Below are 15,664 nucleotides of genomic sequence, written 5' to 3'. Positions count from 1 at the left end.
GTTCAGAGCCTCGGCAGGTCGAACAGGCTGTCGTTGCGCTGGCGGCTGTTGAATTCGTCGAGCAGCCGGCGCAGTTGCGGCAGCAGCTGCTCGGCCAGCAGGCGCGGCTCGAACAGGCCGCCGCCGACGTTCAGGGTGATCTGCGGGGAGAAGTGCCAGTTCTGCACCGGCGGTATCGCTGGCGCGGCGGGAGGCAACTTCGCTTCGGGCGCACTGGCGGCCTCGGCCTTCGCCGCTGCACTCTCCTTGCCCAACCAGGCACCGAGCTTGCCACCGCCCCAGCCGCCCAGCTTCTCGCCCAGCAAGCCGCCGAGCGCACCGCCGATGGCCGTGCCCACCACCGGGACTATCGAGCCCACGGCAGCGCCCAGCGCGGTTCCCACCAGGGCGCCGGCGGCACCGCCATAGCCTTCGCCCTTCTGCTGCGCTGAGCCGTCGCTGGCATAGGTCTGCACGGCACCCAGCACAGCCAGCCCAGCACTCAGCGGTACGGCACCGCGCAGCAGCAGGCGACCGCCGCGGGCCAGTTGCGCGCCGCCCTTGCCGGCCGCGTCGAGCACGGCGGGCACTCCACTCACCGTGTTGCCTGTGCGCAGCGCGATCTCCGGCAGCTTCCCGGCTCTCGCACCGAGCAGGCCGCCCCGCGCCAGGTTCACGGCGCCGCGCCCCGCATCGAACAGCGCCCGGCCCCCCTTGTAGGCACCGAACAGCCCCACAGCCGAAGCCACCACGCCGGGGTTCTCGTTGACCAGCTGCGTCCCACGGCGGAAAGCCTCGGAGCCCACCTCCAGCGCAGGGTCCACGTAAGGCACGAGCGCATCGCCGACGGCTCCCAGCAGCGTCTCGCTGGATGCCCGCGCCGCACCGATGCGGGCCGAGGTCGTGTCATTGCGCTGGAGGAGAAGGCTGTCGACCACTCCACTGGCCTTCAGGGCCTGCGCTTGCAGGTGCCGCAACGCCTCTCCGCCGCCCGAGGCCGGCAGCAGACCCTTGAGCCCTTTGCCCACCCTTTCGGCCGCCTCTTCGGGCGAACCGCTCTTGCGCATCTGCAGTTCCAGCATGGCCCCCAGGCGGACGACGGCCTCGCTGCCCTGCCCCTTTCGCGGGCGCGCCCTGGACAACAGTTCCGGCAGATGGCGCGCCAGGTCCGCCGTCTCGAACTCGCCCCGCTGGCCGAGGAAGGCCAGGGAGTCCAGCGTCTTCGCCAGCTCGGCGGGAGTATCGAGCCCGGCCTTCACCTGCAGGCTGCGCAGCAGCGCCGCAGTGTCGGCGAGCCCGGCGCCCTGGCTGCGGGCGAATTTCGCCGCCAGCGGCAGGAGCGCCTGGGCATCCTGCTGCCGCATGCCACTGTCCATCAGCGCAGCGAGCAGGCTCGCGCTGTCGTCCCGGCTCATCCCGCTGCCTTGCGCGCTTTCCTGTATCCGTTGCGACAGCTGCCGCTCCTGCGCGGTGCCGGCGATACCGCCACGGATCGCCAGGGCGCGGATGCGTTCCTGATAGTCCGCGGCGATACCGATGGGCACGCCCATGGCGCTGCCGAACCTGCCCAGCTCGCCGAAGCGGCGGCCGGCGCTCTCCAGCTGCTCCCAGCCCCGGGCCCTGAGTTCGCTGCCACGCACACTACGGCCCAGGCGCTCATACAGCTTCGACAGGTTGCCCACCTCCAGGCCTTGCCGCTTGAGCAGCGCCAGGTTGCCTTCCAGTGCCCGCAGGGTCGTGCCCGCCTGGGCGTCGCCGACGCGCTGCAGGCGCAGGTATTCCGCCTGCAGGTCGCGGGTTTCGCCGACCAGGCCCTGGAGGTCGAAGGCACGCTCGCTGCCGCGCCGGAGCGCTTCCACACGCGCCTTGGCGTCCGCCACGACCGCCCCGAAACTGGCGTCGAGCACCCCGCCGAGCACGATGCTGATCTTCTGTTTTTCGCTCATCGCTCATTCCATCCATCAAAGGCGGGAGCGGCGCACGCACGCCGCTCCCGCGCCCTCAGGCAGCGTCCTCGCCCAGCCACCAGAGCAGTTCGCCCTGGCTCATGCCGTCGAGGTCGGCGGCGCCGAAGCCCAGTTCGCGGGCCAGGCGCCGCGCCAGCTCACGCATCCGCGTCGGGTTCGTCGCCGTCTTCGCGCACCAGGCGAAAGTAGGCGTTCTGCAGCCGCTGGTAGTCGCTGAGCTTGAGCCCCTCCAGGTCCTGGGCGCTGACCTGGGCGAGGGAGGCGAACAGTTGCAGCTCGCGCTCCTCCGCATCGCCGCCGACACGGGTGGCCAGGCGGATGTCGCGCACCGTGGGCGCGCGCAGGGTCAGGCTGTCGACGCTGACGCCGTTGCATTGCGCCGGGCGCGACAGGCGCACGGTGGCGGCGTCGGCGCCCAGGCTGAGCCAGGCCGGTTGTGCTTGGGTCATGGCGCGCACCTCACAGGCCGAGGTGGCCGCGCAGGGCCGCCAACTGGTCGACGCCGTTGACGCGGCGCACCGAGTTCAGCGGGTCGATCTCGAAGACCTCGCGGCCGTCGACCTCCAGCTTGTAGTAGCTGACCACCACGTTGAACTTGAACTCGGCCAGCTCGCCGACCTTCCAGTCGCCCGGGTCGACTTCCTGGAGCATGCCGCGCAGGGTCGCGATCACCGGCACGGCGTCGCCCTTCTGGCCCTTGAAGGAGCCGCGGAACACGCCGTTGAAGCCGCTCTGGTCGGCCAGGCCGAAGAAGTTCAGCGCCTCGCGCCGGGCGCCGTTGGTGGAGAACTTCGCCTCCATCTTCTCCAGGCCCATGTCCAGGGCGATGGGCGCATCCATGCCGCCGGCCTGGTAGTCCTGGGTCTTGATGCTCAGCTTGGGCAGGGTCAGCGACGGCACGTCACCGGCGAAGCTGACGCCGTCGACGAACAGGTTGGTGTTGCTCAGGGTTTGCGGAATCATGGGTGTTGCTCCTTAGGCGTCGAGGACTTCGGTGAGCCACTGGTCGGTGACTTCCACGCGGAAGTTGGGGTTTTCGGCGGGCGGCACGTCGGTGAAGCGGATGTTCCAGTACACCTTGCCCTGGGCCAGCTGGCTGGCGGTGTTGAGTTCCGCGTCGGCGTAGACCTCGAAGTCGATCACCGCGCCCTGGTTCTTCAGGTCGCGCATGAAGGCGCGCAGGCCCTCGGTGACGTCCTTGACGTAGGTCTTGGTGATGCCGCGGTCGACCGCCCACTTGTGCCCGGCGAGGATGGCGTCCATCACCATGTCGAGGGTGCGCACGCGGGTCACGAAGGCCCACTTCGGGTCGCTGGACAGGGTGCGGTTGCCCCACAGGCGGTAGCCGTCGTCGCGGATGATGGTGGTGACGTTGGCGTTGTTCAGCAGGTTGGCGCGGCAGGTCGCGTCGCCGTCGAGGAACTCCACCGGGCGGGTGGTGCCGGTGATGCCGGTGAACACCTTGTTCGACGGCGAGGACCAGAAGCCGTACTCGGCGTCGGTCCAGGCGAACAGCCCGGCGGCGTAGGCCGAGGCCGGAGCGTCGGCGGTGGCGCTGGCCTCGGTGTCCCAGTACTGCACGCCGGGGTCGACCAGGTACACGCGCTTGCTGCCGAACTCGCCGGCATAGGCGATGGCCGCCTCGTCGGTGCTGTTCGGCCCGTCGACGATGGCGATGGCGCGCAGCTTGCCGGCCAGGGCGTCCATGGCGGTGGCCACGGCCTCGGTGGCGGAATGCTTCGGCGCCACCAGCAGGCGCGGCTGGGCGTTGAAGCGCGACTTGCCGTCGAGCAGCGCTTGCAGGCCGGTGCGCTGGCCGGACTCGGTGACGCTGCCGATGATCGCCGAGGTCTGCTGCGCCGGGTCCTCGACCTCGGCCACACCCACCGCGACGACCACGGCGGAGGCCTGGGTGAAGATGGCGGTGCAGGCCTTGTAGATCGCCGAGCCGGTACCGAAGGCGGCGGCCGCCTCGCGCAGGCTGGTCAGCAGCACCGGCACGTCCGGCTCGGCGCTGGCCGGAGCGCCCGGGGTGAAGGTATCCACCAGGCCGATGATCGAGGACGACGGCAGCGCGATGGTGCGCGCGCCGACGTCGACGTTGGTCACGGTAACGCCGTGAAAGAAGCTCATAGGGTTTTCTCCAGACATAAAAAAACCGCCGGTAGGCGGTTGTGGGTTGGCCCGGGCCGCGGGTGCGGTGGGCTGGATTACAGATGCTGGCTCAGGCGAGAGGGCCGCCTAATCGAGCTCGGACTCCTCCTCAATCTAGGTGATCAGTCCGTCTTCGCGATCGAAGCAAGCTTTGGAAGTGGAGGAGATGTCTCATTCACCAGAAGTCGTCTGCGAACCTACATCTACTCGCCACTATGCTTCGATCTGACACATATGCATTTCTACCACTCCACTATCAGTAGGCCAGGCATACCTGGGCTACCAGCAGCACCACTGCCACCGACATACGCCGCACCGCCACCGCCACCACCTGCCCCGTAGCCGTATCCGATAGTTGCAGCGAGCCCAGCATTGCTACCAGCGCGGCCACCACCACCTGCGGTGCCATAGGGGGAGGAGCCGCCGGCACCACCATCGCCACCAGCATTTTTCCCGTCCTCCCCATGGGTACCACCGTAGACGCTACTGGCCCCGCCAGCGCCTCCGGAACCAACTATGCCGCCTCCCCCGCTAGCGCCCGCCCCGCCTGTCAATGTCAGCAGGGAACCAAATGAGGTGGCACCTCCGGCATTACCCGATCCCCCATTAGCTCCGGCAGCACCGCCGGTCCCCGCGGCGCCACCGGCACCAATCGTCACTGCATAGGTCTGCCCAGGCATCACAGTAACCGATACTTTGATGGCACTCTGAGCAGCCCCTCCACCGCCCCCGCCACCGCTGCCGGTGGACACAAAACCTCCTCCACCGCCCCCGCCGCCACCACCGCCACAGCCAGAGAGATAAACAGCCGTCACACCGGCTGGGACAGTGAACGAGCCAGATGCAGTGAAGCGTTGAATACGTCCCTTGACCGCGGTTTGAACGAAAGCAGTACTGGCTAGTTGCGTCGTATTGGCCCCCGGAATCGCAGTAGGAGCAGTTGGTGTACCGGTAAATGCAGGCGATGCCAGCGGCGCCAGCCCGGTAGTGATGTTCTGGAACACCAGCGCAGTGGTCCCCAGCACGATCGGGGCATTGGTGGTGAGCTGCCAGATACTGTCCGCCTGGGTACTGCCCTCCTCCACCGCAACAGTCAGGTTCGGCGTTACCTCGGCGCTTGCATCCGCATCGCCCGCACGCTTCCAGGCGCCGCTGGCCGCCAGGTAGATGCCGTTGTCCGGCGCGTTGGTCTGGTTCTTCACCAGCACCCGGTCGCCAGCAGCCAGCGCCACGCCATCCAGCGTCTGCAAGCCGCTCAGGGTGATATTCGCGGTGGTCGCCGCACGCACCGACTGCTTCTGGTCCAGCTTGTTCATCGCGCTGACGATGGCGCTATCCACGTACTCGCGAGTAGCCAGCACCACGCTCGGATCGATCTTCAGCTCCACCGAAGCAGTGTTGCTGACGATCAGCACCATGCGCACGGTCTGGGTGCGGCCGCTGCCTTCGGCCAGTTGCGGCTTGTAGGACGGCGCGCAGTTGGCGTAGGCGATCAGTGCGCCGGCCTCGTCGTACAGGCCTATCTCGCGGATCCACCAGCCGCCGACGTCCTCGGGGATGACCTGTTCGGCGATGATCTGCGCGGCGTTGGCCGGGTCGACGCTCAGTTGGTTCAGCGGCGCGCGGCGGACTTCGTTGACCAGCGCGGTGCGGCTAGCGTCCGGGGTCGGGACGCTGCCGCCGCCGTCGCCGACGGCCAGCTGGGTGATTTTCAGGGTGGTGCCCAGCGCGGTGGCATTCGCCAGCTTGCCGGCACCGACGGTGGTCAGGAGTGCGTAGTAGGTCACGGCCATGGGTAGACGCTCAGTTGGTCGATGGTGTGTTCCCGGCCGGGCAGGCCGTAGCCGCCGCGGGTCTCGATGACGTCCGGGAGGTAGGGGTAGACGGTGGTGATGTCGCCGTCGTATTGGCCGGAGCCGACGTAGATCGGCCCCTGGGTTTCCAGGCTGATGTCCAGCCCGATGAGGTGGCGGGTCAGCGGCTTCGCGTCGTCGATCAGGCGCTCCACCTCCTGGTACATGGCTTCGCTGATGCCGCTGTCGAGCACGCCGATGCGCAGGCGGAAGGTGCCCGGCTCGCCCATGGGCGCGCTCTGCCACCACTCGATCACTTCGATCAGGTAGCCCAGCGGCTCGATCACCCGGCGCAGCGCGGCGATGGTGCCCTTGTGCTGGTGGATGCGGAACGCCGCGGCTATCGCCTTGCGCTTCACCGGCTCGGCCCAGTCAGGGTCCCAGCGGTCCACCGACCAGGCCCAGGCCAGGTAGGGCAGCAGCGCCAGCGGGCAGCGCTGCGGGTCCATCAGCTCGCGCAGCGGGATCGGCAGGTCGCTCACCTGCACGTCGGCCAGCGCCCGCTCCAGCGGCGTGGCGTTGCTGGGCAGCAGCCGACTACTCATCGGAGCCTCCCACGCTGATGGCGTAGCCGGTGCAATAGGCGGCCCGGGTGGCGTCCAGCACCACGTCGGCGGCCGGTTGCGCCAGCTCCACGCGCTGTACGCCCTCCACGTGCAGCGCGGCGAACAGCGCCGAGCGGCGGATGTCGCGGCCGAGCCGGCGCTGGGTGGCGATGTAGCCTTGCAGCGAGGCTTCCGCCGCCTGGCGGATCAGCTCGGCCTCGGGCCCCGGGTAGATGTAGAGCACCGCCTCCACCCGGTAGTCGACGATGCTCGCCGACTGCACGGTGACGCGGTCGCCCACCGGCCGTACGTCCTCGTCGGACAGCGCCAGGCGCACCGCTTCGAGGATGTCCTCGGCAGCACTGCCATCGCCTTCGCGGGACAGCACGCTGATCAGCGCCTCGCAGGGCGCGGGGCTGATCGCCGAGACATCGGCGATGCGCCCGTCGGCGCCCAGCGCGAAGGCGACGTAGGCATTGCGCGGCCCGGCCACCGAGAGTTGGTCGAAGGCCAGCTGGGTGCGGTTGCGCAGCGAGTCGTCGCTCTCCAGCACAGCCTCCAGCGGCGGCACCGCCGACGGATCGGCGGGCTGGATCACCAGGCGCGCCACGTTGTAGCCGGCGGCCAGTTGCTCGAGGTCGCTGCCCGTGGCGTAGGCAAGCATCACTGCCCGCGCGGCATCGTTAATGCGGGCGCGCAGCAGCAGCTCGCGATAGGCCGCCAGCTCCAGCAGCTTGACCACCGGATCGGACTCCAGCGCGGCGTCCCAGCCTTCCCCCATGGCCGCGCGGAAGGCTTCCAGCAGCTCCTGGTAGAGGCTCTCGAAGTCCGGGCTCTCCACCACGTCCGGCGGCGGCAGCTGCGACAGGTCGATGATGCTCATGCCTGTACCTCCAGCTGGAAACCGTCACCCTGGTAGAGCCCGCTCAACAGCAGGCTGACGCGGCCATCGAGCACCGCGCTGACCTTCACCGACTGCAGGCGGATGCGCGGCTCCCAGCGCCCGAGGGAACGGGCGACCTCGGCCTGCACCGCGCTTTTCCAGCCTTCGCTGAGCGGCAGGTCGACCATGCGCCGCAGCTGGCTGCCGTACTCCGGGCGCATGCGCCGGCTGCCCAGGGGCGTGCCGAGGATGTCCTCGATGGATTGTTTCAGGTGCGCCAGGCCGCCCAGGGGCTGGCCGTTGCGCCTGTCCATGCCGATCATGGCCGCGCCCTCCCCTGTGGCGGGCGGTTGTGCTTGCCCATGCTGTTCTCCAGAAACGAAGAGGCCCGCGCGTGGCGGGCCTGTGGATGAAAGTGGCGGTTCAGTGGGTGTGGTGGTTGCTGTTGCCGGTGGTGTCCATGATCGAGCCGCTGCTGGTGACGTTGCCCTGCACCACCAGGTTGCCCTGGATGGCCACCTCGCCCTGCAGGCTGATCTGCCCGGCCTTGACGCTGACCGCGGCGTCGCTGACCAGTACCTGCGCCCCACCCACCTTCACCGTGACGCTGCCGCTGGGCAGCTCGATGCTGTAGCTGTGCGCCGCCCAGTCGTAGCTCAGGCTGCCGCCGTCGGCGAAGCGCCAGGTCTCGACGTGGTCGCGGCTGTCCGCCGGGGCGCCGGCGTCGCCGTACAGGCCGGACACGAAGGTGCCCATGGCCAGCACCCCGGACGGGCTGAGCAATACGCCCTGCTCGCCGATGCCCGGCGCCCGCCAGTGCCGCGCCGGGCCTGCGCCCTGGGCGTGCCAGCGGACCCAGGCGCTGGTCCAGTCGCCATTGCGCACCCGCACCTTGGCGGCGGCCAGGTCCACGGCCACCACCACGCAGGGCACGATCAGCGAGGCGAGCATGCGGTCGTGCTCGGCGCTCACGTAGGTCGGATTCATGCCAGGTCCTCCGGGGCGAAGTAGTCGGCCTCGTGGCCGGGGCCGGTCTGCGGCTCGATGCCCAGCAGCAGCGAGCCCGGCGGCTGGTCCTCCCAGGGCCATTCCGGCGTGCCCAGCAGCAGCGGCTGGTCCCACTCCAGCAGCCAGACGCGGTAGGCCTCGCTGGCCTCGGGCCGGGCCTGGACGAAGCCGGCCGGCTCCAGCGGCAGGTCCCAGGTCTGCGCACGCAGCAGGACGGCGATCAGCGAAGCCAGCTGCAGCGCCAGCACTTCCGCCTCGGCGTCGTCGCGCTGCAGCAGCAGGCGTGCCTGCAAGCGGCACAGCAGCGCCGTCTCGCCGGTGCCGGGGTCGCGGCCCGGCGCCAGCGCGGCGTATTCCAGCAGCAGCGCGGGTAGCTGCGGGGTGGCTGTGCCCAGTGGGCCGCGCAGTATCTGCACGGCCTCCGGCAGTACCGCGCGCAGCCGCTGTTCGACGGCGGCCAGCAGGCTTTCGAGGGTCAACTCCTGGTCAGGCATGGCGCCTCCCTGTTTCCGATGGATTCGTTCAGCGACGCTCGTGGTCGCTCTCGCTCAATTGGCAGACACCCAGGCGGCGGGCCGCCCAGCGTTCGTAGAGGCCGACGGCGATCTCGGCGCCGGCCGCCGCGGTCAGGCTGCCGACGGCGGCGCTGAGCAGCAGCGAGGCGCCGCAGGCCAGGGCCAGGAACATCACCGCCACGCCGCAGACGATCGAGGCGCCGGAGCGCAACGCCAGGCGCCGCAGCAGCCCCCAGCCGCCCAGGCCGGCCTTGTCGGCCCGCCACATCTCGCCGCTGACGCCGCCCACGGCGGCCAGCAGGATCGATACCCACAGCGGCATCTCGGGTTCATTGCCCATGGGTTCACCTTGAAGACAAACGCCCGCGCCGGCGGGCGGAACCGGCGGCTATCAGCCAGCCGGGGATTACGGCCGCAGGCCGCGAAAGCGGGCGGCGGAAACGAAAAAGCCCGGCGCTGGGGCCGGGCTCGACGAGGTTTTCAGCGGTGCTCCCTGGGGACGCACCTTTGCAAGATTGATGACTTTGTACCCCCCGATTCCCGGCCGGACAAGGCATTTCCGCCCTGGCACCGCAATAGGTGGGCAATGCACCGGCAACGCACCGGCGAGGCACTGCGATTCAGCCCAGGGGCTTGCTCAGCAGCACCGTGGTGAAGCCGCTGTGCCATTCCTCGTCGGGGTAGAAGTCGATTTCCGCGTAGCCGTGCCTGGCGTAGAAGGCGCGGCTCTGGCTGTTGAAGGTGTCGGTCTCCAGGCGCGCCTGCGCATGGCCGGCCGCGGCCATCCGCCGTTCGGCGAAGCGCAGCAGGGCGCTGCCGGCGCCGGCGCGTTGGGCGCGGGGCGAGACGTGCAGGGCATCGATGAAGTCGTCGCGCCAGTCGACCAGGCCGACGACCTCGCCGCCCAGGCAGGCCAGGTGGAAATGCCCGAGGCGCGCCTGGACGTAGGCGCGGGTGCGCCCTGCCGCTTCGAAGCGCGCTCGCGCTTCGGCGGTCAGTTGGGGTTTCCAGGTGGTTTCGTAGGTTTCGCCGAGTATCCGCAGGATCGCCTCGGCATCGGCCGGGTTCGCGGGGCGCAGGGTGAGGGAGGTGCTGTCCATGGCCGCGAGCATAGCGCAGCGGCGCATGGGTGGAGCAAGCCCGGCGCGGGAGACCGGGCTTGGCGGGGGTCAGGCCACGCGGCGCAGCAGGCGGGCCTGGATGCTCTGGTGCGCCACGTGCAGGCGCAGGTAGAAGGTGTTGCGGCTGCAGCGGCAGTGGCGGTACTTCTGCTCGGGTTCGCTGTCGCGGTTCAGGTAGTGTTCGCTGACCACCTGCTTCTGCTGCTCGGGCAGGCCGTTGACGATCAGGTCCAGCTCGGCGACGCGGTCGAGCAGTACCCGGCTGCCGCGGGTGCCGCGGATCATCTCGCCCTTGTTGGCGATCATCAGCGCCAGCAGGTTGCCGCCGGCATAGCCGCCACCGGCCACGCCCGGGCTGTGCATTTCCTCGGCCCAGAGCCTGAGCATTTCATCGATCGGCTTGATCACGTTTGCCTCCCGCGCCTTCAGCGGCGCCGCTCCAGTTCGTCCAGGGCCTGGCAGTCCAGGCAGCGGTTGCAGCCGGGCACCGCCAGGCGGCGGGCCTCGGGGATGGGCTCGCCGCAGACCTGGCAGTCGGCGGCGGCGGGCTCCGGCTCGCTGGCGCGCCGTGCCGCCAGCAGGGCGTCGAGGCGTTCCAGGGCCAAGTCGTTGGCGTAGTCGGCGAGATCAGCCATGGGCGGCCTCCCCGTGGTGTTGCGCTGGTGCGTTCATGCTTTTCTCCGGGCGACGACCTGCCCTGCGCGTGCCGTCCTGCGGCCGCGTTGCCAGGTCATTCGCGTGCTGTTTGTCGATGCGTGGCGCTCAGCTGGACGCCACTCGCCGTGCGGAAGCGGTGCGCTCCTCGCCCGCTTCCGCCGTCAGCCTGCCCCGTGACGCACGGGCCACAGGCAACCCACGGCCTCCCTGCCGCGGAAGACGGAAGCGCCGGCACCCTCGTGTCGGATCGCGTCCGCCGCCGGCTCGGAAACAACCTTCAGAAGGCCGGCGAAGGAAAAGCTACAACCAAAGCTATTTATCGTCAACACCAAAGCTATTTACACTTCCCCGGAGCGGGCGGTAGAGTGCCGACATGAACAGCACAGCCCGCCCCTCTACGCTCGCCGAGCGCCTCAAGCAGGCCATGGCCGCGCGCAACCTCAAGCAGGAGAGCCTCGCCGAAGCGGCCGGGGTCTCGCAGAACACCATCCACAAGCTGACCGCCGGCAAGGCGCAGAGCACCCGCAAGCTGATCGAGATCGCCGCGGCCCTGGGCGTCTCGCCGGTCTGGCTGGGCACCGGCGAAGGCTCGCCGCAGGCCGCCACGCCACCGGCCGACGGCAGCCCGCTGCGCCTGGAACCGCTGCACCCCTGGGACAGCAGCACGCCGCTGGACGAAGACGAGGTGGAACTGCCCTTGTACAAGGAAGTGGAAATGTCCGCCGGCGCCGGGCGCACCGCGGTGCGCCAGATCGAGGGGCGCAAGCTGCGTTTCTCCTACGCCACCCTGCGCGCCGCCGGGGTCGACCCGGACGCGGCCATCTGCGCCCAGCTCACCGGCAACAGCATGGAGCCGCTGATCATGGATGGCTCCACCATCGGCATCGATACGGCGACGACGCATATCACCGACGGCGAGATCTACGCCCTGGAGCACGAGGGCATGCTGCGGGTGAAGTTCCTCTACCGCCTGCCGGGCGGCGGCATCCGCCTGCGCAGCTTCAACCGCGACGAGTACGGCGACGAGGAATACGACGCCCAGGCCATCCAGGCCAGCCAGCTGAGCATCATCGGCTGGGTGTTCTGGTGGTCGACGGTGCGCCATCGCCGCGCGCCCACGCTGGTTCGCTGAGCCTTCCCCAACCCCGCCGCGGCGGGGTTTCTTCTACGCGAAGGAAAGCCGGGCGAACGGCGATTGCCAGGAAAAACAACAAAAGCTATATTTCCTCCATCGAACGACAACCGCAAGCAGGAGGAAGCCATGCTGCCGTCGAACTCCGACACCCAACCGGCGCCACGCCAGGAAACCGTGGCGCTGGTCTACCAGATCTTCGGCGACGTGCTGGTGCCCCTGGAGCAGGTGCGCGAGCGCTGGTTCCGCAACCTCAACCGGGAGAACTTCGGCAAGGCCCTGGCCTGCGGACGCATCGCCCTGCCGGTGACCACCCTGGACGACAGCCACAAGGCCATGCAGTACGTGGCGGTGGATCACCTGGCGGCCTACGTCGAGCAGCGCGCCAGCCTGGCGGATGCCGCCCTGGCCCGGCGCCGGGCGGGGCAGCAGGCGTGATGGGGTGAGCGAGCATGCCGTCCCCATGTAGGAGCGCGCCCTGCCCGCGAATCGCGCCGGTGGTTACGGCTATCGCGGACAAGGTCCGCTCCTACGGGAAAACTGCGGGCACCAACGAAAACGCCGTTTCCCCTCCCGGGGAAACGGCGTTCTGCGTTACGGCAGCAGCGCTCAGTCTTCGAGGCGCGCGGTGTGTTCGGCCAGGGCCACCGCGCGGAACATGGCGCGGCGCTTGTTGATGGTTTCTTCCCATTCCAGCGCCGGCACCGAGTCGGCGACGATGCCGCCGCCGGCCTGCACGTGCAGTTCGCCGTTCTTGATCACCGCGGTGCGGATGGCGATGGCGGTGTCCATGTTGCCGTTCCACGCCAGGTAGCCCACCGCGCCGCCGTAGACGCCGCGCTTGACCGGCTCCAGCTCGTCGATGATTTCCATGGCGCGGATCTTCGGCGCGCCGGACAGGGTGCCGGCCGGCAGGATCGCGCGCAGGGCGTCCATGGCGCTGAGCTCAGGCTTGAGCTGGCCGTTGACGTTGGAAACGATGTGCATGACGTTGGAGTAGCGCTCGATGACCATCTGCTCGGTGACCTTCACCGAACCGGTCTGCGACACGCGGCCGACGTCGTTGCGGCCCAGGTCGATGAGCATCAGGTGCTCGGCGATTTCCTTGGCGTCGGACAGCAGGTCCTGCTCCAGGGCGCGGTCGGCTTCCTCGGTGGCGCCGCGCGGGCGGGTGCCGGCGATCGGGCGCACCGTGACCTCGCCGTCCTCCACGCGCACCAGCACCTCCGGCGAGCTGCCCACCACGTGGAAGTCGCCGAAGTTGAAGAAGTACATGTAGGGCGTCGGGTTGAAGCAGCGCAGCGCGCGGTACAGGTCGATGGGCGCGGCCTTGAAGTCGATGGACATGCGCTGCGAGGGCACCACCTGCATGCAGTCGCCGGCCAGGATGTATTCCTTGACGGTGTCCACCGCGCGCTCGTAGTCCTCGCGGGTGAAGCTGGCGCGGAACTGCGGCTCGGGCGCGTTGACCGCGGCGAAATCCAGGCCCCGGCGCGGGGTGATCGGCTGGCGCAGGCGCTGCAGCAGTTCCTCCAGGCGCGCCTGGCCCTTGTCGTAGGCGTCCGCCTCGGCCGGGTCGGCGAGAACGATGGCGTGCAGCTTGCCGGCCAGGTTGTCGAAGACGACCACGGCGTCGGAGACCATCAGCAGGATGTCCGGGTTGCCCAGCGGGTCCGGGTTCGGGCACTGCGCCAGGCGCGGCTCGACGTAGCGCACGCAGTCGTAGCCGAAGTAGCCGACCAGGCCGCCGTTGAAGCGCGGCAGGCCCGGCAGGGTCGGTACGCGGTAGCGCTCCTTGAACTGCTCGACGAAGGCCAGCGGGTCCTCGCAGTCGAAGCGCTCGCTTTCCACGCCGTCGACACTGATGCTCACGCTGTGGCCGTAGACGCGCAGCACGGTGCGGCACGGCAGGCCGATGATGGAGTAGCGGCCCCACTTCTCGCCGCCCTGCACCGATTCCAGCAGGTAGCTGTTGGCGCCGTCGGCGAGCTTCAGGTAGATCGACAGCGGGGTGTCGAAGTCGGCGAGGGTTTCGCAGGTCAGGGGGATGCGGTTGTAGCCTTCGGCGGCCAGCCGCTGGAATGCGTCGCGGTTCATGAGCGGTCTCGTGCGAGGAGGTGGAACGGGCAGTGGCAAACGGGCGCCGGGAGGTCCGGCCGGAGGAATGTCAGGCGCGCCAGCGCCAGCGGGCCAGGGCCTTGATGACTTTCATCCAGAGTTTGCGGGGAGCCGTGTCCAGCACGTTGGAGTCTCGATGGGCGGGGTTGGAACCGTCGTCCGGCAACACTATCGCTTTGCCCGGGTCGAAGCAAGGCAGCAGTTGGCGCAGGTCGTCCAGCACCAGGCTCGGCTGCTCCTCGGCGATCGGCCGGCCGTGGTTGTAGCCGTAGGTCAGGCCGACGCTGCGCACCCCGGCGGCCTTGGCGGCCAGCACGTCGTTGCGCGAGTCGCCGACGAACAGCGCCTCGCCGGGCGCAACGCCGGCAGCCTTCATCACGAACAGCAGCGCGGCCGGGTCGGGCTTCTGCTGCGGCAGGGTGTCGCCGCCGACGATCCAGCGGAAGAACTTGCCCAGGCCCATCTCGTCCAGCAGCGGGGCGACGAAGCGCTCGGGCTTGTTGGTGATCAGCGCCAGCTCCACGCCCTGTTTCTTCAGCCATTTCAGGGTGTCCACCACGCCGGGGTAGACCTCGGTGAGCGCGTGGCTGTCGGCGTAGGCGTCCATGAACAGCGCCAGGGCGCGCTCGGTATCCTCCTCGCTGACGCCTTCATGCTCGATGCCGCCGGCCAGGGCGCGGCGCACCAGCACCCGGGCGCCGTTGCCGACCCAGTGGCGCACCTGCTCAAGCCCGGCGGGAGCGCGGCCCATGCCGAGCAGGGCCTTGTCCACCGCGGCGGCCAGGTCCGGCACCGAGTCCACCAGGGTGCCGTCCAGGTCGAACATCACCAGGCGCGGCAGGCGCCCGGCGAACAGCGCTTGGGCAGCGCTCATCACTTGCCGGCCTGCGCCAGTTCGGCGCGCATGGCGCGGATGACCTCGGCGTAGTCGGGGGCGTTGAAGATGGCCGAGCCGGCGACGAAGGTGTCGGCGCCCGCCGCGGCGATCTCGCGGATGTTCTTCACGTTCACCCCGCCATCGATCTCCAGGCGGATGTCGCGGCCGGAGGCGTCGATCAGCGCACGCGCCTCGCGCAGCTTGTCGAGGGTGCCGGGGATGAACTTCTGCCCGCCGAAGCCGGGGTTCACGCTCATCAGGAGGACCATGTCGATCTTGTCCATCACGTACTTGAGCGCGTCCAGCGAGGTGGCCGGGTTGAACACCAGGCCAGCCTTGCAGCCGCCGTCCTTGATCAGTTGCAGGGAGCGGTCGATGTGCTGGCTGGCTTCGGGGTGGAAGGTGATGTAGGTGGCGCCGGCCTCGATGAAGTCGCCGATGATGCGGTCCACCGGGGAGACCATCAGGTGCACGTCGATGGGCGCGGTGACGCCGTACTTGCGCAGCGCCGAGCAGACCATCGGGCCGATGGTCAGGTTCGGCACGTAGTGGTTGTCCATCACGTCGAAGTGAACGATGTCGGCACCGGCGGCGAGCACCTTGTCCACGTCCTCGCCCAGGCGGGCGAAGTCGGCGGAGAGAATCGACGGGGCGATGGCGTAGGGTTGCATGGCGCACCTCTGTGGGCGGAATCACGGATGGCGCGCATTGTAGCCGCTCGGAGCGAGCGAGGGGGATCGAGGCGATGGTTGTAGGAGCAACTGTCTTGCAAGCTGCGCCGAGGCGCTTTTCGTAGGATGGGTTGAGCTTGCGAAACCCATGCGGTTGCAGTGATGGGTATCGCTTCGCTCAACG

The 15,664-nt window shown here is 69.1% G+C and carries 19 protein-coding genes; 2 read left to right on the top strand and 17 right to left on the bottom strand.

Annotated features, from left to right (window positions below; all coding sequences use genetic code 11):
- Nucleotides 1-2: 2 nt before the first annotated feature.
- The 14 genes from PcP3B5_RS03470 to PcP3B5_RS03405 all read right to left on the bottom strand — a co-directional run bounded on the left by PcP3B5_RS03470 (nt 3) and on the right by PcP3B5_RS03405 (nt 10,660).
- Nucleotides 3-1,925 (bottom strand): phage tail tape measure protein, encoded by a 1,923-nt coding sequence (locus tag PcP3B5_RS03470; protein WP_061560582.1) that lies wholly within the window; start codon nt 1,923-1,925, stop codon nt 3-5.
- A 158-nt stretch (nt 1,926-2,083) separates the two neighbouring features.
- On the bottom strand, nt 2,084-2,395 hold the full coding sequence (locus PcP3B5_RS03465) for a phage tail assembly protein (protein ID WP_061560581.1): 312 nt from the start codon (nt 2,393-2,395) through the stop codon (nt 2,084-2,086).
- A gap of 10 nt (nt 2,396-2,405) precedes the next feature.
- Nucleotides 2,406-2,909 carry a phage major tail tube protein gene (locus tag PcP3B5_RS03460; protein ID WP_043269248.1) on the bottom strand — a complete coding sequence of 168 codons (504 nt, stop codon included), beginning with the start codon at nt 2,907-2,909 and terminating at the stop codon, nt 2,406-2,408.
- 12 nt (nt 2,910-2,921) lie between these two features.
- The gene (locus PcP3B5_RS03455) at nt 2,922-4,079 is read right to left on the bottom strand and encodes a phage tail sheath subtilisin-like domain-containing protein (RefSeq protein ID WP_061560580.1); all 1,158 of its coding nucleotides are present in this window, start codon (nt 4,077-4,079) and stop codon (nt 2,922-2,924) included.
- 263 nt (nt 4,080-4,342) lie between these two features.
- A complete protein-coding gene (locus PcP3B5_RS30485; protein ID WP_082816248.1) occupies nt 4,343-5,893 on the bottom strand; it encodes a phage tail protein in 1,551 nt (516 codons plus the stop codon).
- Nucleotides 5,884-6,498 (bottom strand): phage tail protein I, encoded by a 615-nt coding sequence (locus tag PcP3B5_RS03445; protein ID WP_061560579.1) that lies wholly within the window; start codon nt 6,496-6,498, stop codon nt 5,884-5,886. The genes PcP3B5_RS30485 and PcP3B5_RS03445 overlap by 10 nt, the downstream gene beginning before the upstream one ends.
- Entirely contained in the window at nt 6,491-7,381 is an 891-nt protein-coding gene (locus PcP3B5_RS03440; protein WP_061560578.1) for a baseplate assembly protein, read from the bottom strand. Before PcP3B5_RS03440 ends, PcP3B5_RS03445 begins: the two co-directional genes overlap by 8 nt.
- A complete protein-coding gene (locus PcP3B5_RS03435) occupies nt 7,378-7,704 on the bottom strand; it encodes a GPW/gp25 family protein (protein WP_043269256.1) in 327 nt (108 codons plus the stop codon). Before PcP3B5_RS03435 ends, PcP3B5_RS03440 begins: the two co-directional genes overlap by 4 nt.
- A 100-nt stretch (nt 7,705-7,804) precedes the next feature.
- On the bottom strand, nt 7,805-8,368 hold the full coding sequence (locus PcP3B5_RS03430; RefSeq protein ID WP_061560577.1) for a phage baseplate assembly protein V: 564 nt from the start codon (nt 8,366-8,368) through the stop codon (nt 7,805-7,807).
- The gene (locus PcP3B5_RS03425; protein ID WP_058073258.1) at nt 8,365-8,883 is read right to left on the bottom strand and encodes a hypothetical protein; all 519 of its coding nucleotides are present in this window, start codon (nt 8,881-8,883) and stop codon (nt 8,365-8,367) included. The genes PcP3B5_RS03430 and PcP3B5_RS03425 overlap by 4 nt, the downstream gene beginning before the upstream one ends.
- Before the next feature lie 28 nt (nt 8,884-8,911).
- Nucleotides 8,912-9,244, bottom strand: a complete 333-nt coding sequence (locus PcP3B5_RS03420) for a phage holin family protein (RefSeq protein WP_058073259.1) — start codon at nt 9,242-9,244, stop codon at nt 8,912-8,914.
- Nucleotides 9,245-9,524: 280 nt separating this feature from the next.
- The gene (locus tag PcP3B5_RS03415; protein WP_237143071.1) at nt 9,525-10,031 is read right to left on the bottom strand and encodes a GNAT family N-acetyltransferase; all 507 of its coding nucleotides are present in this window, start codon (nt 10,029-10,031) and stop codon (nt 9,525-9,527) included.
- 42 nt (nt 10,032-10,073) lie between these two features.
- A complete protein-coding gene (locus tag PcP3B5_RS03410) occupies nt 10,074-10,433 on the bottom strand; it encodes a PA0613 family protein (protein WP_009615611.1) in 360 nt (119 codons plus the stop codon).
- A gap of 17 nt (nt 10,434-10,450) precedes the next feature.
- A complete protein-coding gene (locus tag PcP3B5_RS03405) occupies nt 10,451-10,660 on the bottom strand; it encodes a TraR/DksA C4-type zinc finger protein (RefSeq protein ID WP_061560576.1) in 210 nt (69 codons plus the stop codon).
- Between the two features lie 395 nt (nt 10,661-11,055).
- Here PcP3B5_RS03405 and PcP3B5_RS03400 point away from each other — a divergent pair, with 395 nt between their 5' ends.
- Nucleotides 11,056-11,814: an XRE family transcriptional regulator gene (locus PcP3B5_RS03400; RefSeq protein WP_043269263.1), complete on the top strand. Its 759-nt coding sequence runs from the start codon at nt 11,056-11,058 to the stop codon at nt 11,812-11,814.
- Nucleotides 11,815-11,943: 129 nt separating this feature from the next.
- On the top strand, nt 11,944-12,252 hold the full coding sequence (locus PcP3B5_RS03395) for a pyocin activator PrtN family protein (protein ID WP_043319249.1): 309 nt from the start codon (nt 11,944-11,946) through the stop codon (nt 12,250-12,252).
- A 171-nt stretch (nt 12,253-12,423) separates the two neighbouring features.
- On the opposite strand, the gene trpE is transcribed toward PcP3B5_RS03395, so the two are convergent.
- The 3 genes from trpE to rpe all read right to left on the bottom strand — a co-directional run bounded on the left by trpE (nt 12,424) and on the right by rpe (nt 15,480).
- The gene (trpE, locus tag PcP3B5_RS03390) at nt 12,424-13,911 is read right to left on the bottom strand and encodes an anthranilate synthase component I (protein WP_043269267.1); all 1,488 of its coding nucleotides are present in this window, start codon (nt 13,909-13,911) and stop codon (nt 12,424-12,426) included.
- A gap of 70 nt (nt 13,912-13,981) precedes the next feature.
- Nucleotides 13,982-14,806, bottom strand: coding sequence for a phosphoglycolate phosphatase (locus PcP3B5_RS03385; protein ID WP_009615605.1), 825 nt, complete (start codon nt 14,804-14,806; stop codon nt 13,982-13,984).
- Nucleotides 14,806-15,480: a ribulose-phosphate 3-epimerase gene (gene rpe, locus PcP3B5_RS03380; protein WP_043269271.1), complete on the bottom strand. Its 675-nt coding sequence runs from the start codon at nt 15,478-15,480 to the stop codon at nt 14,806-14,808. The genes PcP3B5_RS03385 and rpe overlap by 1 nt, the downstream gene beginning before the upstream one ends.
- Nucleotides 15,481-15,664: the final 184 nt, after the last annotated feature.

This window comes from Pseudomonas citronellolis (assembly GCF_001586155.1).
Classification (GTDB): Bacteria; Pseudomonadota; Gammaproteobacteria; order Pseudomonadales; family Pseudomonadaceae; genus Pseudomonas; species Pseudomonas citronellolis.
This window is presented reverse-complemented; position numbering and strand designations above follow the sequence as displayed.